Here is a 19,620-nt window from a genome sequence, read left to right as displayed (position 1 = left end):
AAATGAATGTAGAATTAACGAGATTTAAAGTTAAGCCTGGTAAGAGTCATCGGGTAGATGAATGGATGCAGCTTCTTAATGACAATTTGAAAGAAGTGCTTTTGACATTAAACGACGAAAAGATGTACGTTGAGACAATTTTCCGGGAAATAAGAGATGGAGAAGAGTACTTATATTGGTATTCTGTGCAAGGGGAAGGTGGTATTTTTGTCGAAAATTCGCATCATGAAATTGATAAAAAGCACTTAGCATTTTGGTATGAATGTATCGATGAAGAAGCACCGTCTATTGATATGAAAACAGAAGTTGTTATGATTCAAGATGTTGTGAAGGAAGCGATGAAATAATAGAATAGTATGTTGGAGAGAAGCGCATCAAAATGGATGTGCTTTTTATTTTGAAAAAAATTATAGAAAAGCTGTATACATTTTATGCTCTCAAACGTTGAGTATATAGAAAGGAGAGCAGAATGAGCCATGATACGTTTGAAACATTATTAATAGAGAAGTCAAAAGCTGTGTTTAGATATTTAATTAAGATTGGGGCAGATAGAAAAGAAGCGGAAGATATTGTGCAAGATACGTTATATAAAGCTTTATTGCTTATGGAGGAAATACCGTTAGAGCATTTAACACCGTGGCTCTTTAGGGTTGCGATCAATCAGCACCGAGATTTACATCGAAAAGAAAAAAGACTAAATCCCATTGCGATTGAGTCTGTCGTTCTTATTGGTCAAAAGTCACTGGATGAAGTGCTTTTAACAAGTGAACTACAATGTGAGGTACAAGAAATATTGGAGACGATGACGGAGGATTATCGTCATATTTTACTGTTTAAATATGAATATGAACTATCTTATAAGGAAATTGCCATTTTATTAAGTATGAAAGAAGAAACAGTGAAAACAAGTTTGTACCGTGCAAGAAATCAATTTAAAAAATTATATAGGAGGAGAAATGATGAGTCGGAAGGACTTTGATTTGAATATGGATGATAAGCAGATGAAAGTTTTGATGAAGAGAGCGAAGCGGAAGCAACTTTGGAGAAATTGGCTTATTTCTATTTGTGCGTCCATTATTGTTATAGTAAGTTTGTTTTTGGGAGCAGCGTATTTTTCTCAGCAAACGTTTAGAAAAATGGAAAGAGAAATGAATGCACTACATAGGGTTCAAGGCCCTAATATTCGTTTCAGTGGAAGTATGTATTTAAGTCTCGGTGTTACAGGGAGTACGGTAATATATAACTCGTATAAAAATATAGCTGGCCAACCAGTAAAATGGATAAATGATATATATGAATCTGGCATATGGGATTATAGTATGAAGCACTACAATGGTGAGCTTGTTAGTTTAGATGAGGAAAAAAGGGGTGAGGAGGCTGTTGCGATACCAGACTATAATGTACAAACAATGCAAAGAGAAATGAGGTTTTATTTACCTTTCGTTACTTATAAAGATTATGTGGATGACCTGAGAAATATTGGGGATTTGCAAAATAAAGTTGCAGAAGTAGCCTTATCTTTTGATAAATCGTATACAGTTGAACAAATTACTGAGATGCTTCCCAAAAGTGTACAGCCAGTTTGGTTTTGGGTAGATACATATAATGAAAAGAAAAGTGATTCTTATGTAGGGCTAAAAGATCCTAAAAATGGCGCAATATTAAATGCAGAAATGGCTAAAAATGTTTTTGGGTTTGAAGGGAGTTATGCAAAAGTAAAAGAAGATATGAAGAATGATGTAACAATAAACTCAAAAGAGTTTCTATACCAAATGAAGTATTTAGCAAAAAATAGTGAAGGTATACCAAGTGATTATTTTGAACAATATTATAAAGAAATAAAAAACACGAAACCAAAAGACCTACCAATATACGGTGTAGTCGTAACAGGCAAAACAGAGGATTTACAAAGTTTACAAGGAGCACCATATATTAAAGCGGCTGTTAGAGGTGTAACAGTTGAGAAATATTGATTACAAGTAATTAATGTGAATAATCAGAAAATTTATGTTATAATATGGGAAAAGGAGGTTTATATGAGGCAAATACATGGAGCAATTTATATTTACATAACAATGTTTTTCGTGGCGATATCCTATGGGTTGGGGCACGTGTATTCGCATCCTATACTAACTTTTTTAAGTGGAGCATGTATGGCGTTTGCGCTTCTTGTCCACCTTTTCTCAGTTTGGATCGTGAAATTTCAATTAAATATTAGTGAAATAGAAGAAGGCACTTTTTGAGTGGCCTTCTTTTTTAATAATATTTTGGAAGCTCTTGTAGCAATTTTTCAATTTCGAATTCGGTTTCTTCACATATAGAAAGTGTGCGTAGTCTGAAAAATAAGCTACGTAAGAAAGATTTTGTATTTCCATATAAAAACTCGTACGATTCAATAGGTAGTGCTTGTTTTTGGACCGGTAATTGAGCTACTAAGTCACGAAGGGCTAATATGAGTATTTCTTCTTTCAGGCCATTTTGCAGCATTGCGACAATCGGATAAACGAGACGCTCGTCTTCTTCGTATTTATAGTAAATAGAATGGACAAAAACTTTGTTTAACAAAGTTTTTAATATCTCTTCGTAATGTAAAGTTTCTAGTTTAGGACTATGAACAAGCGCCTCAAATGTATCGGAAGCATGTGCTATACTATGTGCCCAGCCGTGGTCTTGCACATATCCGCGGAAATCATGTTCATTGTTCATATATAGAATTAATTGATCTTTTACAGTTAAAATGTCATTCTGTGATAAGAAATTATGAGTTGTATCTGCATCTATAATGAGCGCAATTAATAAGGTCGTAAATGCACGAGTAAATACAGCATCTTCATCATCTGAATGAATCTTATACAATAAATATTTTTCACCGATGCTTTCTAATAATAGTTTCTGTAATTGTGTGTGTGAAAGGTAGCGATTTTTGATGAGATGATAAAAAGTAGAGTAGATGAGTTTGTCCCTTAAATAGCTATCAGTATCGCCAATATGTTCAAGCATATTGGAACTTAAAGAATCAATGTTAAGTGTGTTATCCAGTATGTAATTATTATTACGAATTTCTTCTAATTGTTGTTGTAACATATAAATCCTCCTATTTTAGAAAATTCTGTATTTTAACAGTATGATAAAAGGAAGGAATAGGCAATGAATTTTGATGTGGGGATCTTACTGTCCGTAAATGCGGGATAAATAAGTGCATTTGAATGGAGGGGCATGATGAAGAGAGCATTATTGTTTTTCATTAGTATTTTCTTTTTAGGAAGTTGTTCCATTTCGTATGTTACTTTTTCTAGCGAGAGCAAAAGTTGGACGGGACAATATAAAGGCCATATTAAGGATGACAGTGAAGATGGAGTGTTTACATTTCAGTATAAGGGTGGAGATGGGAATACAGAATTTAAGAATTTAGAGATTGCTATTAATGGAGCCTTTAGTACAATGACACAAACGTCAGAAAATCATAAAGGAGCAAAGATTGAAATGAAGTCTTCTTGTGTAAGTTGCGCGCCTCTATCTAAAGATGAACCGATAGAGATTGTGATGAAATGGGATGATAAGTATGAGGAGAAGATGGTGTTAAAGCGGAAATAGTGTAGGGTAAGGAGTTGCGGATGGATAGGCATATGAAATTTTCTATGTTCATGTTTTTAGGTGTAGTTCTAATCATATTATCAGCGTGTACTACAAAACAAGTAGAGCAAGTAACTGTAAAAGAAGTGCCTAAAGAAGGGTATATCATATTAAGAAATGACACGGTGTTTTTTGCCGATGATAAAACATTTGAAACAAAAGTAGAGTTGCAAAATTATATAGAACAACAAATGAATAAAGAACATCCATCACATACGGTTTTGAGCTTTAAGGATAAAGACACATATAATCAATTAAAAACAGGGGATAAAGTAAAAGTATGGTCTTCTCACATACTTGAAAGTTATCCAGCAAAAATGATTGTGGAGAAATTTGAAATAGTAGAGAAATAAAAAAGGCAGCATTCACGCTGCCTTTTTCTTATTTCACAAATTGTAATTCTTTCGGGAACTTCGTTAAAATTTCTGATCCGTCTTTTGTGATATAAATATCATCTTCAATACGAACGCCACCTACGTTTGGTACGTAAATACCTGGCTCGATTGTGAAGACCATACCTTCTTTTAATGGAGACTCGTTGCCAGCTTTTACATCTGGATATTCGTGTACGCTAATTCCAAGTCCGTGACCAAGGCGATGTGGGAAGAAATCTCCATAACCTGCATCTGCGATAACAGAACGAGCAGCGTTGTCGATTGCGCCAAGTGTAACACCTGGTTTACATGCTTCAACTGCTTGTAATTGTCCAGCAAGTACAGTGTTGTAAATGCGAGTTTGTTCTTCAGAAAGGTCGCCGAATGCTACTGTACGTGTAATGTCAGAGCAGTAACCGTCAATGATTACGCCTAAATCAAATAGTACGAAATCACCGCGTTTCATTTTGTTTGCACCTGGAATACCGTGTGGAAGAGCAGAATTTGCACCTGCTAGTACCATCGTATCAAATGACATTTTATGTATGCCTTTTGTTTTTAATTCGTGTTCAATAATTGCTAATACTTCTAGTTCGCTACGATCTTCTTTAATTGCATTTACACCAACTTCAACAGCATAGTCTGCCATTTTAGCTGCTTCGCGTAAAATAGAAAGTTCTTTTTCATCTTTAATTAAACGAAGTTCACGAACTTTTTCCTCAGCTGATTTGAAAGCTGCATTTGGGAATAATTTTGTTAATTCTTCGTAGCGCTCTACGTTTAAATGTTCTTTTTCAATTGCAACTGCGTTTGCATTGATGCCGCGGTCTTTAATTGCTTTTGCAATCATATCCCATGGTCTGTCAGTATCAGTAAATCCGATAATTTCATGTGCCCAGCCAGCATTACGTGCTTGGCCTTCTTCCATTTTAGGGCAAATTAAAATAGGTTCTTTTTCTTGGAATACAAACATACCAAGAAGTCTTTCGTGTGGTTCACAGTGGAAGTTTGTCATGTAGAAGACGTTTGGTGTAGAAGTTAAGAACGCAGCTTCTACGTTTTTTTCTTTTAGCCATTGCATTAAATTTTCTAATCTAGCATTCATCGATTGGCACCCCCGAGATATTTAATTACAAATATAACTTTAACTCGGAAGAAAGCGTTATGACAAGTAAATAGATATTAGAAAACACAGGGAATTGAAAAATCATGTAGAATAAAAAGTGAGAATGTGAATAGGGGAGGAATGTAATAATGAAAGTATCTTATCATGGACATTCAGTTGTAAAGATTGAAACGAATGGAAAAGTGATTTTAATTGATCCATTTTTAACGGGAAATCCGAAAACAGATTTAAAGGCTGATGATGTAAAAGTAGATGCGATTCTTTTATCGCACGGTCATGGTGATCATGTTGGAGATACAGTAGAGCTTGCGAAGAAAAATAATGCAGTTGTAGTGGCGCCATTTGAACTAGCGACATTTTTAAGTTGGCAAGGTGTAAAAACACATCCGATGCATATCGGTGGTTCGCATGAATTTGACTTCGGAAAAGTGAAGTTTACACAAGCATTCCACGGCTCTAGTTATATTGATGAAGAAAATAAGACGATTACATATACAGGTATGCCAGCGGGTATTTTGTTTACAGCAGAAGAGAAAACTGTGTATCATGCAGGTGATACTGCTCTATTCTCTGATATGAAATTAATTGGGGAACTACATAACATTGATGTAGCATTTTTACCAATTGGTGATAATTTCACAATGGGACCAGAAGATGCTGTTTTAGCAGCAAAATGGGTTCAGGCGAAAACTGTTGTACCGATGCATTACAATACGTTCCCAGTAATTGAACAAGATCCATATCAATTTGTAGAAAAGCTACAAAATTGTACAGGGAAAGTATTAGAAGCTGGAGAAAGTATTACACTATAAAAAAGAAACCCTTCATTTGAAAAGACAAGTGAAGGGTTTTTTATGTGTGTAGGACAGCTTTTAAAGGTTGTAATTGTTTTGATGATTCTTTTCTTTTTGGAAGTGGCTGTTCAGGTGTTTCATTCAATTCCATTGCAACTTTTTTTCCGTCTACGAAAGCTAAAAATATAGCACCTACAACTTCTAATAATTTTTTCATCATGTATCCGCTCCTTTGTTTCATTTCTTGCCTTCATTGTATATGGAAGTGGCTGGACAAACTATCGAACGAGATGACAATACCATTACATTGTTGTAATGGAAGAAGTGGTGTAATGTAAGGCGTATTTTGTTATAAAAAAAATAGTACAGATATATAAAGAGAGAGTGTAACAGTTTTGAAAATATAGTATACTGAAAATACAACACATGAAGAATTTAGGGAAAAGAAAGTATGGTGAAACCATTTGGCTACCAAGCATAACCAAATTTTAGAACATATTAATAGCCTGCCAGTAGGGCATAAAATTTCTGTAAGGCAAATTGCAAAAGATTTGAGTGTAAGTGAAGGTACAGCTTATCGTGCAATTAAAGATGCAGAAAATAAAGGGTATGTTAGTACGATTGAACGTGTCGGAACAATTCGAATTGAACAAAAGAAGAAAGAAAATATTGAAAAGCTGACATATGCAGAAGTCGTTAACATTGTCGATGGTCAAGTACTTGGAGGCAGAGAAGGACTACATAAAACGTTAAATAAATTCGTAATCGGGGCAATGAAATTAGAAGCGATGATGCGCTATACAGAAGCTGGAAACTTACTTATTGTCGGTAATCGTACGAACGCACATCAATTAGCGTTAGAAACTGGAGCTGCGGTGTTAATTACGGGCGGATTTGATACGGAAGATCATGTGAAGAAATTAGCAGATGAATTAAAACTGCCGATTATTTCAAGTAGTTACGATACATTTACAGTGGCAACGTTAATTAACCGTGCGATTTACGATCAGCTGATTAAGAAAGAAATTGTACTCGTTGAAGATATTTTAACACCTATTGAAGAAACGTTATATTTAAAACCAAATGATACAGTGCAGCAATGGCATGCATATAACGAAGAGACGATGCACGGAAGGTATCCAATTGTTGATGAAAATAAAAAGGTATTAGGTATTGTGACTTCTAAGGATATGATTGGTGTTGCAAAAGAAACACCAATTGATAAAGTAATGACAAAGCATCCAATTACGGTAAATGGAAAAATGTCTGTCGCAGCTGCGGCACGTATGATGGTGTGGGAAGGTATTGAGTTACTTCCTGTTGTTGATGAAGGAAATAAGTTGCAAGGTATTATTAGCCGTCAAGATGTACTTCAGGCGTTGCAAATGATTCAGCGTCAACCGCAAGTCGGCGAAACAATCGATGATATTGTAACGAATCAATTTATGACGCCGAAAGAAGCGAAAAATGAGCATCTATATCAATTTTCAGTGACGCCGCAAATGACGAATTCAATCGGAACGTTATCTTACGGTGTATTCGCAACAATTGTGACGGAAGCAACAAATCGCGTTATTCGTGCGCAAAAGAAGAGCGATTTAATTGTTGAGAACTTAACAATTTATTTCGTAAAACCAGTTCAAATTGACAATGTTGTATCCGTTCATCCGAAAGTATTAGAAATTGGACGTAAATTTGGTAAGGTTGATGTAGAAGTACATCATGAAGGTAATGTTGTTGGGAAAGCATTACTTATGGTGCAATTGATCGATAAATAAAAAGATGGAGCAGACCGCTTTGGTTTGTTCCATTTTTTTTAGAACGCTACATTAGGGAATTTTAAAATTTAGTTATCGAATCTATGATGTTTTGAACTGAAAAAGAGAAAATTAAATCACGTTCTGTTTCATATTTATAAGTAGGGCATGCAATAATTTGAAGATGCTTGAACACTAATTGTGGAGGTGGCGAATGGGAGTAATATTTTTCTTTTTAGGTTTAATATCTGTAATTACTGTTCATGTGATAACTCATAGAATAATGGATTCAAATAAAAAGAAATTGTATGTAATAAGTTTGATTTTCGCTATTATTTGTTCCTTTATCCCTACAACTGGAGAAAATAATAGCGATTTTCTGTACTTTGGTATACCAGCAGAAAATTTCATTTATTATGGCGGATGGGAAATATCGTTTAATCCATTAGGCTTTTTCTTTAACTTTATTTTGTTTTATTGGATTTTGAAGCTGTTATTTAAGCTGCGTAAGAGTTTAGGTAGTGAAGTGCAAAAATAGCAGGATATGTTGGAGACTTTAGCTAATCTATATCAGGTTAGAGAATTGGTTGTTAGTCGATAGAAAAGCTTACACTACTAATTATTAAAGGGAAACTATGCTGCACTATATGTACTAGGGGGGAGAAGAATGGATTTTCACATTAAAGAGCAGTTATGTAAGCAATATAATTTAAATAGTCTTATGAAAGTTTCATTATTGCATGGAGGAGAAAATCAGACATATATATTCGAATCGGAAAAAAATAAATTTGTAGTTAGGCAGTATAGAGGAGGACGTTATACAGCCGAGCAAATAGAGGCTGAAATACACTGGTTAATAGCGATACAAAAACAAATGTTAGTGCCAGAAGTAGTTGTAAATAAAAGTGGTGGTTGGGTCACATCTGTTAAGAAAGATGTGGGAAGTATCCAGTATTTTGTTGTCTTTAGGTTTATAAGCGGAAGTGAAATTTTAGAACCAAAGGATAAAGATTATGAAAAGCTTGGATCATTAATGCGAATGTTTCATGAAAAAACAAATGGAGTGCTCAAAAGAATGCCGCAAACTTGGAGAGGTTATGAAAGGCCTATATATAGCGAGAAAAAGACAATTCACGAGCCTTTACAACGTTTATTACATACTTCGTTTTTATCTTATGCGGAAAAAAATAAATGCTTGAGAATTGCAGAAAGAATACAAGAACTTACAAATTCAACTCAACTAGGAGAAAAACAATTTGTTCATGGCGATATGCATTTTGGCAATGTTCTTGTAGATGAAGAGGATTGGTATTTACTCGATTTTGATGAGTGTGGATTTGGGTATAAAGAGTTTGATATTGGTGTTCCAAGATTGCATTTAATTGCTTCGGGACAGTTAGAAGAAGTGTGGGGGAACTTCATGATGGGATATGGGGAAAATATTTCGGAAGCAGCCATTCGACTTGGGACCGCTTCAAGAATCTTTTATATGGCCGGAAAAATACCATTAAGACTTGATATTGAACCGATTAAAAAGAATCCCGGAAGTTTTATTCGGCGATATATTCAGTATGCTGAAGAAGAATTGTGTGGTGAGACAATTGTATAACAAAAAAACAGAATATTAATTCAATTGAGGTGTATATTATGTTACAATTATATTGTAAGAAAATGGATTTCTGAAAGGTGGTATGCATTATGTCATCAGAAGTGCTCTTTTTTGGTAGTATCGCACTATTTTACTTCCTTGTGATGATACCGATTCAATATTTATACTTACAAGGTTTACATGAAAAAAAGAAAAAAACAGGATTATCTCAGCGAGAACTATACGAAAAAATGTCTTTTGGGGAAGAACAATTACATCTTCATGTGCAAGGCAACCCATTTAATATACCATCTGCGTTTGTCGCATATATGATTTTGAAAGTTAAGGGACGTAAAAAAGCATCACAATGTTGATGCTTTTTTACGTTGCTTCATATGTTTCGGCTTCTTTAACTGCTAATGGTAAGAAATGTTTATATTGGCGAAATCCATTAAATACACTTGCACTACCAAATAGAACAAATAAGACACCAACGATAATACGAGCGGTTGAAAGTTCTAAAAAGAATTGATTTATCCCGAAGAATAAGACGAATGAACCGAGTGCCATTGCAGATTTTCCGGAGAGCCAACCTTTCTCCATTGGGCGGCTTGTACGAAAGTATTTTGTTTTGTAGAAGAGATACAACATAAATGAGACGATAATACAGAAGACTAATACTGGCATAATACACACTCCCATCGCTTTGTGAAAAATAATAGTGGAGAAAAAAGAAATATCTAAACTTTCTAACTTTTATTATAAAGCAATTGTTCGCATGTATGAAATACTTTCCGTTATAATGAAGGATAAAGTGAAACTTTAATTAGTGTGAGGGTGTTTCCGCGCGCTAATGATTAGCCCGCACAAATTGGGCTTTTACTGCACGTTAATGCGGAATAAAGTGAAGAAGTTGAATAAAAAGGAGATTATACATATGCATGAGCAAATTTTAGGAGCAATTAAAGAGTTTGATACGATTATTATTCATCGTCACGTACGTCCAGATCCAGATGCACTAGGTTCACAGGGCGGTCTTAGTACAATTCTACAAGAATCGTTTCCAGAGAAAAATATTTATACGGTTGGGTACAATGAACCGTCACTAGCATACTTACGAGTAATGGATGATATTGAAGATAGTGTATATGAAAATGCACTTGTTATCGTTTGTGATACTGCGAATCAAGAACGTGTTGACGATCAACGCTATACAAAAGGGAAGATGTTAATCAAAATTGATCATCATCCAAATGAAGATCCATATGGAGATATTACGTGGGTAGATACGACAGCAAGTTCTACAAGTGAAATGATTTATGAGTTTTACAGTTATGGAAAAGATAAAGGATTACAGATAACAAAAGAAGCTGCTCGCCTTATCTTAGCAGGAATTGTTGGAGATACAGGACGTTTCTTATTCCCGAATACAACAGCAAAAACACTTCGTTACGTAAGTGAGCTTGTTGATATGGGTGTGAAATTCACAGATTTATACAATGAAATGTATAAGACGAAAGAAAAGATTGCTCGTTTAAACGGTTATATTTTACAGAATTTTACGATGGTAGAAGAAGGAGCAGCTTACATTAAATTAACGAAAGAAGTATTAGAAGAATTTGATGTACTTCCTTCTGAGGCATCCGGCGTTGTTGGAGCACTTGGTAATATTGATGGATTAAAGGCATGGGTTCTATTTTTAGAGGAAGACGATGTGATTCGTGTTCGCCTTCGTTCAAAAGGACCAGTTATAAATAAATTAGCAATGCAATATAACGGCGGAGGACATCCGATGGCTTCAGGTGCAAAAGCATCTTCTTGGGAAGAAGCGGATCGTCTATTTTCTGATTTACGTGAGATTTGTAAATAAGAAATTATATGTTAGAACGAAAAGAAGGAGTGGCGCTAAAGCCCTCCTTCTTTATTTTTCTTTCTCTATCGTAATGCTAATTTCAAGCACGGTATCAAAAGATATTGTATCGACTTTAAAACGGTATAGCCGATCGTAATGTTTGTACGTCTTGTTTTCGATTACCTTTTTGAGTAGGTCTTTATTTTTTGCGATACTTTGTATGTTTTTCGTTAAAAGATGCTGGAGGTCATTATGGATAGATGTAGTCATATTTTCGAGTGTAAGATTGTCTAAATCGTATTTTTCTCGATTTATAAGTTTTATTTTAATCTCTTGAATGGTTAAGAGCCGTTTATTTTCAGTATTCAATTTTTCTTGATCTTCGAGAAGGACGTGGAGCTTTGCTTCTTGTTTTTCTATAATTTCTCTTTGTTCTGCTATTTTACTAGCTTGTTCTTCTTGAAAAACACCGTATATGTACAAAAAAATAAACCAGCTCAACACGCCTCCAACAGCAGCGCCAGCTAAAACTAAATACCATCTTTTTGCTGTATTGGCACTTGGTACTCTCATACATGTTCCTGCGTTAGCCATTTAATAATAATAAGACCGGTTTGCATACCACCCGTTGCGAAAAAAATAAGGAGAATTTGTTTTACGATATCTTTCATATCCCCGCCAAAGAAACTTCTTTCAAAGCTATAAAAGGTATCAAATGTTCCGCCAATCGCTGCAACGAGTGCCCAAATCCTTAAATTTTGGGCGAATTGATTAATGTAAGTTAGAGTTGGTTTTCCGATAAGAAATGCACCAAATCCACCAATTAATGAACCGCCAAGTATAACCCCAAAGGCAATAAAATAACTAATAATAAGCAGAGAGAAAAAAGTATGTTCTCTTACATCCATCGTCATTCCCCTTTCTTCTTCATATATATGGACAAAGTATAAGAAGTATGTTTTGATTTCCGCTTTCCTCTTCACCTATAATAAAAGTAGTCAAATAGGTAAAGAGAGGGTACAACAGTGAAGTTTGTGCATTTACAATGTCAAACCGTTTTTAGTTTATTAAAAAGTGCTTGTAAAATTGATGAGCTTGTAGTCAGGGCGAAAGAGCTCGGTTATTCATCGCTAGCTATTACGGATGAAAATGTTATGTATGGCGTTATTCCGTTTTATAAAGCATGTAAGAAACATGGTATACAGCCTATTATCGGCTTAACAGCTTCTATTTTTAGTGAAGAAGAAGAAAAGTCTTATCCGCTTGTCTTACTCGCTGAAAATGAAATAGGTTATCAAAATTTATTAAAGATTTCTAGTAGTATTATGACGAAGTCAAAAGAAGGTATTCCGAAAAAGTGGCTTGCGCATTATGCGAAAGGTTTAATTGCAATTTCACCAGGTAAAGATGGGGAAATTGAACAATTATTATTAGAAGACAAAGAAAATCAGGCTGAAGAAGTAGCTCGCGCATATCAAAATATGTTCGGCAATTTTTATATGAGTTTGCAGCATCATGCGATTCAAGATGAACTGCTTCTGCAAGAGAAATTACCTGAATTTATGAGTAGGATAAATGTTCCAGTCGTTGCAACAAACGATGTACGCTACATTAATCAAAGTGACGCACTTGTTCATGAATGTTTATTATCTGTTGAAAGTGGAACGAAAATGACAGATCCAGATAGACCGAGGCTGAAAACAGATCAATATTATTTAAAATCATCAGATGAAATGGAAGCTCTATTTTCTCACGTAGAAGAAGCGATTTATAACACAGTAGAAATTGCAGAACGTTGCAGAGTAGAAATACCGTTTCATGTAAATCAATTACCGAAATTCCCTGTTCCATCTAACGAGACGAATGATATGTATTTACGCCGCGTTTGTGAAGAAGGGTTGCAGAAACGTTATGGTACGCCGAAAGAAGTACATATAAAGCGTTTGAATCATGAATTAAACGTAATTTCTAGTATGGGATTTAGTGATTATTTCCTCATCGTATGGGATTTTATGAAGTATGCGCATGAAAATCATATTTTAACAGGACCAGGCCGTGGATCGGCAGCTGGCTCACTCGTTTCTTATGTATTAGAAATTACAGATATAGATCCAATTGAATACGATCTATTATTTGAAAGATTTTTAAACCCAGAACGTGTGACACTTCCAGATATTGATATCGATTTTCCGGATATAAGACGTGATGAGATGATTCGATATGTGAAAGATAAATATGGTCAGCTTCGTGTTGCGCAAATTGTAACGTTTGGGACGCTTGCAGCGAAAGCGGCAATTAGAGATATTGCGCGTGTAATGGGGCTTCCGCCGCGAGATATTGACATATTCTCAAAACTTATCCCATCAAAGCTTGGTATAACGTTAAAAGATGCATATGAGGAATCGCAATCACTCCGTGAGTTTATACAAGGGAATCTTCTGCATGAGCGTGTATTTGAAATTGCAAAACGTGTAGAAGGCTTACCACGTCATACGTCTATTCATGCGGCCGGTGTTATTATGAGCCAAGAGCCGTTAACCGGAAGTGTTGCAATTCAAGAAGGGCATAACGATGTGTATGTTACACAATACCCAGCTGATGCATTAGAAGAACTTGGATTGCTCAAGATGGATTTTTTAGGCTTACGTAATTTAACGTTGCTTGAAAATATTATAAAGTTTATCGTGAAAAAGACGGGGACACAAATTGAGATAAGAAATTTACCCCTTCAAGATGAAAAGACGTTCCAATTGTTAGGTAGAGGGGACACAACAGGTGTATTCCAGCTTGAATCAGGTGGTATGCGAAATGTACTTCGCGGGTTAAAACCGAATGAATTTGAAGATATTGTCGCTGTTAACTCGTTATATAGACCAGGACCGATGGAACAAATTCCGACCTTTATTGAATCAAAGCACGGAAAAAGAAAAATTGAATATTTACATCCGGACTTAAAGCCGATTTTAGAAAGAACATACGGTGTAATTGTATACCAAGAACAAATTATGCAAATTGCGTCGAAGTTGGCGGGATTCTCGCTTGGAGAAGCAGATTTATTACGCCGTGCAGTGAGTAAAAAAAATCGTGATATTTTAGATCAGGAACGTAAGCATTTTGTGCAAGGTTGTTTACAAAATGGTTATGACGAGACATCCGCAGAGAAAATTTATGATTTGATTGTAAGATTTGCGAATTACGGTTTTAACCGAAGTCACGCTGTAGCCTACAGTATGATTGGGTATCAGCTTGCCTACTTAAAAGCGAATTATACGCTGGAATTTATGACGGCACTACTATCAAGTGCAATTGGAAATGAAGATAAGATTGTGCAGTATATACGAGAAACGAAGCGTAAAGGTTTTCACGTTTTGCCGCCGTCTCTTCAAAGAAGTGGTTACAATTTCCAAATAGAAGGCAATGCGATACGTTACAGCTTACTTTCCATTCGAAATATCGGAATGGCTACAGTGACAGCACTACTCGAAGAACGAGAGAAAAAAATGTTTGAAGATTTATTTGAATTTTGTCTTCGCATGCCATCGAAGTTTGTAACAGAGCGAAATTTAGAGGCTTTCGTCTGGTCTGGATGTTTTGATGATTTTGGTGTTTCGAGAACAAATTTATGGAAAAGCCTTAAAGGAGCGTTAGAGTACGCAAATCTTGCACGTGATTTAGGAGATGCAGTTCCAAAATCAAAATATGTGCAAGGAGAAGAGCTCTCTTTTATTGAACAGTTAAATAAAGAAAAGGAAGCACTAGGTTTTTATTTATCAAGCTATCCGACAGCGCAGTATGAGAAGTTAGCGAAAGAATTAGAAATTCCATCTCTCGCTCAGGCGATGCGACATAAGAAAAAAGTACAAAGAGCTATCGTATATATAACAAGCGTGAGAGTGATTCGTACGAAAAAGTTGCAAAAGATGGCGTTTATTACATTTTGTGATCAAAATGATGAAATGGAAGCAGTTCTTTTCCCCGAAACGTATATACATTTCTCAGATAAGTTACAAGAAGGAGCAATTGTTTTAGTTAACGGCATGATTGAGCTTAGAAATCATAAGTTGCAATGGATTGTAAATGGACTATATCCGTTAGAAGAAATGAATGTGTATGAGGAAAAGAAAGATGCGTCTGTTTACGTGAAATTGCCGTCTCAATATGAGAAAAAGCTTTTAAATCAGGTTACTAAAATATTGTTTGACTATTCAGGTTTTGCGAAAGTACTAATTTATTATGAAAAGGAACATAAAATGGTACAATTATCTCGAAGTTTATCGATTCATCCAAGTGAAGAATGTTTAGGAGCACTTCGTGAAATTGTCGGGGAAGAAAATGTGGTTGTGAAAATATAATGGACAATTTCCCTACACTTCGATTATTATAGTAGTAGTGTTCGTGGTCAGACCACTTGGAGAAATTGATATCAGCTAGAATAATTTGAGGAGAGTGGATAGTTTGTCAACACTTCGTGAAGAAGCACTTCACATGCATAAAGTGCATCAAGGAAAATTAGAAACTGTATCAAAAGTAAAAGTAGAAAATGCAAAAGATTTAAGTCTTGCATATTCTCCAGGGGTTGCAGAACCTTGTAAAGAAATTTATGACGATAAAAGTAAGGTATATGAATATACGATGAAGGGAAATATGGTAGCAGTTGTGACTGATGGAACGGCTGTACTTGGTCTTGGTAACATTGGACCTGAAGCATCTCTTCCAGTAATGGAAGGTAAAGCTGTATTATTCAAGAGCTTTGCTGGTGTAGATGCATTCCCGATTGCCTTAAATACAAACGATGTAGATAAAATTGTTGAAACTGTAAAATTAATGGAGCCAACTTTTGGCGGCGTTAACTTAGAGGATATCGCAGCACCAAACTGCTTCATTATTGAAGAACGTTTGAAAAAAGAAACAAATATTCCTATCTTCCATGATGATCAACACGGAACAGCTATCGTAACAGTAGCGGGTCTTGTGAACGCGCTAAAATTAGTTGGAAAGAAAATGTCTGACATTAAAGTTGTCGCAAATGGCGCGGGTGCAGCAGGTATTGCAATTATTAAACTTTTATATCGCTATGGTGTACGCGACATTATTATGTGTGACCGTAAAGGGGCAATCTATGATGGTCGTCCTACAGGTATGAATCCGGTGAAGGATGAAGTTGCAAAATATACAAATAAGAATCGTATCGAAGGTTCTTTAGCTGATGTTGTACAAGGTGCGGACGTATTCATTGGTGTATCTGCAGAAGGTGCATTAACAGAAGAGATGGTTCGTACAATGAATGACGATGCAATTATTTTTGCAATGGCGAATCCAGTTCCAGAAATTATGCCAGAATTGGCAAAAGCAGCGGGCGCAGCTGTTGTTGGAACGGGTCGTTCTGACTTTGCGAACCAAGTAAATAATGTACTAGCGTTCCCTGGTATTTTCCGTGGTGCACTTGACGTACATGCGACACAAATTAACGAAGAAATGAAGATGGCAGCTGTACAGGCTATTGCTGAGCTTGTAGCAGAAGATGAGTTAAATGCAGACTATATCATTCCAGCACCGTTTGACGCGCGTGTGGCGCCTCAAGTGGCAGCTTACGTTGCGAAAGCGGCAATGGAAACAGGAGTAGCTCGCCGTCAAGTAGATCCAAATGAGGTTGCTGAGAAAACAAAACAATTAGCGCTGATTGGTAAAGAATAAGCGAGGAATTTCCATTGACATCATCAAACACAAAAGTATATCTCGAAATTGTAAAAAAGATTCGTTCCATTATGGAAGAGGATGGATTGGTAGCGGGGGATCGTTTGCCGTCTGAGCGTGAGTTAAGTTCACGTTTAAATGTAGGGCGTTCCTCTGTAAGAGAAGCGTTGCGTGCTTTAGAACTTGTAGGATTGATTGAAACGAGACGTGGTGAAGGGACGTTTATTCGAAACTTTTACGATAACGGTCTTGTACAATTGATTGCTCCGTTCTTGCTGCAAGATGAGAAAACAATTCGTGATTTATTACAAACAAAACGATTGCTTGAGAAAGACATGATTCGAATTGTATGTAATTTACCGAAAGAAACGTTTTCTAAAGTGCTAAGTAAATTACATCAAGTGCTTGAAGAAAATGAAAACTCAATTCCGACGCTTCATCAAACGTTCTTTAAAACACTTATTGAACAAGTCGATAATTATTTACTATATCGCATTTGGATGATCGTAAATGATTACGTAGCAACTCTTTCTTGTAAAGTTTCAGGAGATTCTATCGATATGTATAGAAAGCTTTATGCTACTTTGGAAGAAAAACAAGAAAATGATGCACTAAAAATTTACGATGAATTAGTAGAGAATATACAGTTTCACTCGTAATGTATAAAATTTGTCGAAATGACCATGACACGTTATGACAAACATTCTATCGCGTAGCGGTTAAAGTTAAACGTAAAGAGTGAGGTTATTAGACAGATTGAGAAGATAAGGCTAACATCAAACTTTGGTGTTAGCCCAATTTTCTTCTTACGCTAACCTTAGCTCTCAACGAAGGGGGTCAAATTGTGCTAAGAGATTTATTCGTGAAAAAGAAAAAGTACGCTGCAATACCTTCAGAACAAGTACGAAAAGATGTACCAGATGGCGTTATGACAAAATGTCCGAAATGTAAAAAAATCATGTATACGAAAGAACTTCTAAAAAATTTAAAAGTATGTGTGAATTGTGGATATCATCATCCTATGAATGCATGGGAACGTCTTGATAGTATATTGGACGAAGGGTCATTCCGTGAGTATGACAAAGAAATGGTTTCATTAAATCCACTCGAGTTTCCAGATTATGAAGAGAAACTAGAGAGCGATCGTAAGAAGACTGAATTGAACGAAGCGGTTGTAACTGGTGAAGGAACAATTGATGACATGCTTGTTGTTGTTGCAGTAATGGATTCTCGTTTTCGAATGGGGAGCATGGGCTCTGTTGTAGGAGAAAAAATTGCCCGTGCGGTTGAAAAGGCATACGACTTACAAGTTCCATTTATTATCTTTACTGCTTCGGGTGGTGCCCGTATGCAAGAAGGGATATTAAGTTTAATGCAAATGGCAAAAACAAGCGTAGCTTTGAAAAAGCATAGTAATGCAGGAGGATTATTTATTTCTGTTATGACTCATCCAACGACGGGCGGGGTTTCAGCGAGTTTCGCTTCACTTGGTGATTATAATCTTGCAGAACCAGGGGCACTGATCGGATTTGCTGGTAGACGTGTAATTGAACAAACTGTGCGTGAGAAACTACCGGAAGATTTCCAAACGGCAGAATTCTTACTAGAACATGGTCAATTAGATGCGGTGGTACATCGTGATGATATGAGAGAATCGCTTCGTAAGATTTTAGAAGTTCATCAAGGAGGGGAAATGGCTGTATGGCAGAGCTAGAATTTGAGAAACCAGTTGTTGAGCTAAGAAATAAGATTCGTGAACTGAAAGACTATACGAAAAACAGCCAGATGGACTTCAGTGAGGAGATTCGTATTTTGGAAGACAAGCTAGAAAATTTAGAGGAAGATATATACGGCAATATGAAAGTATGGGACCGTGTTCAAATTGCTCGTCATGCTGAACGACCGACAACGCTCGATTATATTGAGCACTTATTTACTGATTTTTTTGAATGTCATGGAGATCGTCTATTTGGCGATGATGCAGCGATTGTCGGCGGCATTGCGAAATATAAAGGGATGCCTGTAACTGTAATTGGGCATCAACGCGGAAAAGATACGAAAGAAAATATTCGCCGTAACTTTGGGATGCCTCATCCAGAAGGATATCGAAAAGCATTACGTTTAATGAAGCAGGCGGAAAAGTTCAATCGTCCAATTATTTGTTTTATTGATACGAAAGGAGCTTATCCTGGTAAAGCTGCTGAAGAACGTGGTCAAAGTGAAGCTATCGCCCGCAATTTATTTGAAATGGCAGGCTTAACGGTACCTGTTATTTGTATCGTTATTGGTGAAGGTGGTAGTGGTGGTGCACTAGGTCTTGGAGTAGGAGATTACATTCATATGCTAGAAAATTCCACTTATTCTGTTATTACACCAGAGGGTGCAGCGGCAATTCTTTGGAAAGACGCAGGAAAAGCAAAGGAAGCTGCAGAGGCGATGAGAATTACAGCAGCGGATTTGAAAGAATTAGGTGTAATTGACGAAATTATTCCAGAGACAAAAGGTGGAGCGCACCGTAATGTTTTGAAACAGTCAGAAAATATAGATTTAATGATTAGAAAAACTTTTGAACAATTAAACGGAATTTCGAAAGATGAATTAATCGAAAAACGTTATGAAAAATATATGAAAATTGGGCAAGTTTCGTTTTCAAACGCTTCCATTGGGATAAAATAAGAAAAGCGTGCGTTCCTCTTCGCGAATGCACGTTTTTATTATGAAAAGACACATCTTCTCCATTGTGTTTTTATATTTTTTCGTGTTATTTTATTATAAGGCAAATAATCTTTATGAGGTGAGTAC

General features: G+C 36.0%; 23 protein-coding genes. 17 read left to right on the top strand and 6 right to left on the bottom strand.

Features of this window, described 5'->3' with window-relative positions; all coding sequences use genetic code 11:
* Positions 1-2 precede the first annotated feature (2 nt).
* From ATN06_RS23500 to ATN06_RS23485, 4 genes are all read left to right on the top strand, one after another.
* Positions 3-347: a DUF6176 family protein gene (locus ATN06_RS23500; protein WP_001100204.1), complete on the top strand. Its 345-nt coding sequence runs from the start codon at positions 3-5 to the stop codon at positions 345-347.
* 122 nt (positions 348-469) lie between these two features.
* Positions 470-979 carry an RNA polymerase sigma factor gene (locus tag ATN06_RS23495; protein WP_060632517.1) on the top strand — a complete coding sequence of 170 codons (510 nt, stop codon included), beginning with the start codon at positions 470-472 and terminating at the stop codon, positions 977-979.
* On the top strand, positions 960-1,973 hold the full coding sequence (locus tag ATN06_RS23490) for an anti sigma factor C-terminal domain-containing protein (protein WP_060632516.1): 1,014 nt from the start codon (positions 960-962) through the stop codon (positions 1,971-1,973). Before ATN06_RS23495 ends, ATN06_RS23490 begins: the two co-directional genes overlap by 20 nt.
* Positions 1,974-2,036: 63 nt before the next feature.
* Positions 2,037-2,243 (top strand): hypothetical protein, encoded by a 207-nt coding sequence (locus tag ATN06_RS23485; RefSeq protein ID WP_001248905.1) that lies wholly within the window; start codon positions 2,037-2,039, stop codon positions 2,241-2,243.
* 13 nt (positions 2,244-2,256) lie between these two features.
* On the opposite strand, the gene ATN06_RS23480 is transcribed toward ATN06_RS23485, so the two are convergent.
* On the bottom strand, positions 2,257-3,084 hold the full coding sequence (locus ATN06_RS23480; protein WP_060632515.1) for a DUF2785 domain-containing protein: 828 nt from the start codon (positions 3,082-3,084) through the stop codon (positions 2,257-2,259).
* A gap of 132 nt (positions 3,085-3,216) precedes the next feature.
* Here ATN06_RS23480 and ATN06_RS23475 point away from each other — a divergent pair, with 132 nt between their 5' ends.
* Complete coding sequence (locus ATN06_RS23475) at positions 3,217-3,594, top strand: hypothetical protein (RefSeq protein ID WP_088116249.1); 378 nt, start codon at positions 3,217-3,219, stop codon at positions 3,592-3,594.
* A gap of 20 nt (positions 3,595-3,614) precedes the next feature.
* The gene (locus ATN06_RS23470) at positions 3,615-3,986 is read left to right on the top strand and encodes a DUF3221 domain-containing protein (RefSeq protein WP_060632513.1); all 372 of its coding nucleotides are present in this window, start codon (positions 3,615-3,617) and stop codon (positions 3,984-3,986) included.
* 28 nt (positions 3,987-4,014) lie between these two features.
* Here ATN06_RS23470 and pepQ read toward each other — a convergent pair whose 3' ends face one another.
* Entirely contained in the window at positions 4,015-5,112 is a 1,098-nt protein-coding gene (pepQ, locus tag ATN06_RS23465) for a Xaa-Pro dipeptidase (protein ID WP_060632512.1), read from the bottom strand.
* A gap of 149 nt (positions 5,113-5,261) precedes the next feature.
* Here pepQ and ATN06_RS23460 point away from each other — a divergent pair, with 149 nt between their 5' ends.
* Positions 5,262-5,945 carry a metal-dependent hydrolase gene (locus tag ATN06_RS23460; RefSeq protein ID WP_060632511.1) on the top strand — a complete coding sequence of 228 codons (684 nt, stop codon included), beginning with the start codon at positions 5,262-5,264 and terminating at the stop codon, positions 5,943-5,945.
* 40 nt (positions 5,946-5,985) lie between these two features.
* Here the strand turns inward: ATN06_RS23460 and ATN06_RS23455 are convergent, their stop codons facing one another.
* Positions 5,986-6,147, bottom strand: coding sequence for a hypothetical protein (locus ATN06_RS23455; RefSeq protein WP_060632510.1), 162 nt, complete (start codon positions 6,145-6,147; stop codon positions 5,986-5,988).
* Positions 6,148-6,391: 244 nt separating this feature from the next.
* Between ATN06_RS23455 and ATN06_RS23450 the strand changes: the two genes are divergently transcribed.
* From ATN06_RS23450 to ATN06_RS23435, 4 genes are all read left to right on the top strand, one after another.
* On the top strand, positions 6,392-7,705 hold the full coding sequence (locus ATN06_RS23450) for a CBS domain-containing protein (protein ID WP_060632509.1): 1,314 nt from the start codon (positions 6,392-6,394) through the stop codon (positions 7,703-7,705).
* A gap of 193 nt (positions 7,706-7,898) precedes the next feature.
* Positions 7,899-8,222 carry a hypothetical protein gene (locus ATN06_RS23445; protein WP_060632508.1) on the top strand — a complete coding sequence of 108 codons (324 nt, stop codon included), beginning with the start codon at positions 7,899-7,901 and terminating at the stop codon, positions 8,220-8,222.
* A gap of 129 nt (positions 8,223-8,351) precedes the next feature.
* Entirely contained in the window at positions 8,352-9,293 is a 942-nt protein-coding gene (locus ATN06_RS23440; protein ID WP_060632507.1) for a phosphotransferase enzyme family protein, read from the top strand.
* 89 nt (positions 9,294-9,382) lie between these two features.
* Positions 9,383-9,646, top strand: a complete 264-nt coding sequence (locus tag ATN06_RS23435; RefSeq protein WP_060632506.1) for a DUF3949 domain-containing protein — start codon at positions 9,383-9,385, stop codon at positions 9,644-9,646.
* A gap of 7 nt (positions 9,647-9,653) precedes the next feature.
* On the opposite strand, the gene ATN06_RS23430 is transcribed toward ATN06_RS23435, so the two are convergent.
* Positions 9,654-9,959, bottom strand: coding sequence for a YtpI family protein (locus ATN06_RS23430; RefSeq protein ID WP_060632505.1), 306 nt, complete (start codon positions 9,957-9,959; stop codon positions 9,654-9,656).
* A 250-nt stretch (positions 9,960-10,209) separates the two neighbouring features.
* Between ATN06_RS23430 and ATN06_RS23425 the strand changes: the two genes are divergently transcribed.
* A complete protein-coding gene (locus ATN06_RS23425; protein ID WP_060632504.1) occupies positions 10,210-11,142 on the top strand; it encodes a DHH family phosphoesterase in 933 nt (310 codons plus the stop codon).
* A gap of 51 nt (positions 11,143-11,193) precedes the next feature.
* On the opposite strand, the gene ytrI is transcribed toward ATN06_RS23425, so the two are convergent.
* Together ytrI and ATN06_RS23415 are read right to left on the bottom strand one after the other, a co-directional pair.
* Positions 11,194-11,697, bottom strand: a complete 504-nt coding sequence (gene ytrI / locus ATN06_RS23420; protein WP_001265736.1) for a sporulation membrane protein YtrI — start codon at positions 11,695-11,697, stop codon at positions 11,194-11,196.
* On the bottom strand, positions 11,694-12,107 hold the full coding sequence (locus tag ATN06_RS23415) for a YtrH family sporulation protein (protein ID WP_002003648.1): 414 nt from the start codon (positions 12,105-12,107) through the stop codon (positions 11,694-11,696). Before ATN06_RS23415 ends, ytrI begins: the two co-directional genes overlap by 4 nt.
* Positions 12,108-12,149: 42 nt before the next feature.
* Between ATN06_RS23415 and dnaE the strand changes: the two genes are divergently transcribed.
* The 5 genes from dnaE (at position 12,150) to accA (ending at position 19,494) form a co-directional block, all read left to right on the top strand.
* Positions 12,150-15,476 carry a DNA polymerase III subunit alpha gene (gene dnaE, locus ATN06_RS23410; protein ID WP_060632503.1) on the top strand — a complete coding sequence of 1,109 codons (3,327 nt, stop codon included), beginning with the start codon at positions 12,150-12,152 and terminating at the stop codon, positions 15,474-15,476.
* 133 nt (positions 15,477-15,609) lie between these two features.
* Positions 15,610-16,818 carry an NADP-dependent malic enzyme gene (locus tag ATN06_RS23405; protein WP_001970845.1) on the top strand — a complete coding sequence of 403 codons (1,209 nt, stop codon included), beginning with the start codon at positions 15,610-15,612 and terminating at the stop codon, positions 16,816-16,818.
* A 14-nt stretch (positions 16,819-16,832) separates the two neighbouring features.
* Positions 16,833-17,477, top strand: a complete 645-nt coding sequence (locus ATN06_RS23400) for a FadR/GntR family transcriptional regulator (RefSeq protein WP_060632502.1) — start codon at positions 16,833-16,835, stop codon at positions 17,475-17,477.
* Between the two features lie 185 nt (positions 17,478-17,662).
* On the top strand, positions 17,663-18,532 hold the full coding sequence (gene accD, locus ATN06_RS23395; RefSeq protein WP_060632501.1) for an acetyl-CoA carboxylase, carboxyltransferase subunit beta: 870 nt from the start codon (positions 17,663-17,665) through the stop codon (positions 18,530-18,532).
* Positions 18,520-19,494: an acetyl-CoA carboxylase carboxyl transferase subunit alpha gene (gene accA / locus ATN06_RS23390; protein ID WP_060632500.1), complete on the top strand. Its 975-nt coding sequence runs from the start codon at positions 18,520-18,522 to the stop codon at positions 19,492-19,494. Before accD ends, accA begins: the two co-directional genes overlap by 13 nt.
* Positions 19,495-19,620: the final 126 nt, after the last annotated feature.

Source organism: Bacillus thuringiensis, from assembly GCF_001455345.1.
Classification (GTDB): domain Bacteria; phylum Bacillota; class Bacilli; order Bacillales; family Bacillaceae_G; genus Bacillus_A; species Bacillus_A thuringiensis_N.
Note: the sequence above shows the minus strand (reverse complement) of the source record. Positions and strands in the feature narration are given on the sequence as shown.

Coding starts and splice junctions, on each gene's coding strand:
- ATN06_RS23500 (WP_001100204.1), top strand. CDS start 3: ATGAATGTAGAATTAACGAGATTTAAAGTTAAGCCTGGTAAGAGTCAT.
- ATN06_RS23495 (WP_060632517.1), top strand. CDS start 470: ATGAGCCATGATACGTTTGAAACATTATTAATAGAGAAGTCAAAAGCT.
- ATN06_RS23490 (WP_060632516.1), top strand. CDS start 960: ATGAGTCGGAAGGACTTTGATTTGAATATGGATGATAAGCAGATGAAA.
- ATN06_RS23485 (WP_001248905.1), top strand. CDS start 2,037: ATGAGGCAAATACATGGAGCAATTTATATTTACATAACAATGTTTTTC.
- ATN06_RS23480 (WP_060632515.1), bottom strand. CDS start 3,084: ATGTTACAACAACAATTAGAAGAAATTCGTAATAATAATTACATACTG.
- ATN06_RS23475 (WP_088116249.1), top strand. CDS start 3,217: ATGATGAAGAGAGCATTATTGTTTTTCATTAGTATTTTCTTTTTAGGA.
- ATN06_RS23470 (WP_060632513.1), top strand. CDS start 3,615: ATGGATAGGCATATGAAATTTTCTATGTTCATGTTTTTAGGTGTAGTT.
- pepQ (WP_060632512.1), bottom strand. CDS start 5,112: ATGAATGCTAGATTAGAAAATTTAATGCAATGGCTAAAAGAAAAAAAC.
- ATN06_RS23460 (WP_060632511.1), top strand. CDS start 5,262: ATGAAAGTATCTTATCATGGACATTCAGTTGTAAAGATTGAAACGAAT.
- ATN06_RS23455 (WP_060632510.1), bottom strand. CDS start 6,147: ATGATGAAAAAATTATTAGAAGTTGTAGGTGCTATATTTTTAGCTTTC.
- ATN06_RS23445 (WP_060632508.1), top strand. CDS start 7,899: ATGGGAGTAATATTTTTCTTTTTAGGTTTAATATCTGTAATTACTGTT.
- ATN06_RS23440 (WP_060632507.1), top strand. CDS start 8,352: ATGGATTTTCACATTAAAGAGCAGTTATGTAAGCAATATAATTTAAAT.
- ATN06_RS23435 (WP_060632506.1), top strand. CDS start 9,383: ATGTCATCAGAAGTGCTCTTTTTTGGTAGTATCGCACTATTTTACTTC.
- ATN06_RS23430 (WP_060632505.1), bottom strand. CDS start 9,959: ATGCCAGTATTAGTCTTCTGTATTATCGTCTCATTTATGTTGTATCTC.
- ATN06_RS23425 (WP_060632504.1), top strand. CDS start 10,210: ATGCATGAGCAAATTTTAGGAGCAATTAAAGAGTTTGATACGATTATT.
- ytrI (WP_001265736.1), bottom strand. CDS start 11,697: ATGAGAGTACCAAGTGCCAATACAGCAAAAAGATGGTATTTAGTTTTA.
- ATN06_RS23405 (WP_001970845.1), top strand. CDS start 15,610: ATGCATAAAGTGCATCAAGGAAAATTAGAAACTGTATCAAAAGTAAAA.
- accA (WP_060632500.1), top strand. CDS start 18,520: ATGGCAGAGCTAGAATTTGAGAAACCAGTTGTTGAGCTAAGAAATAAG.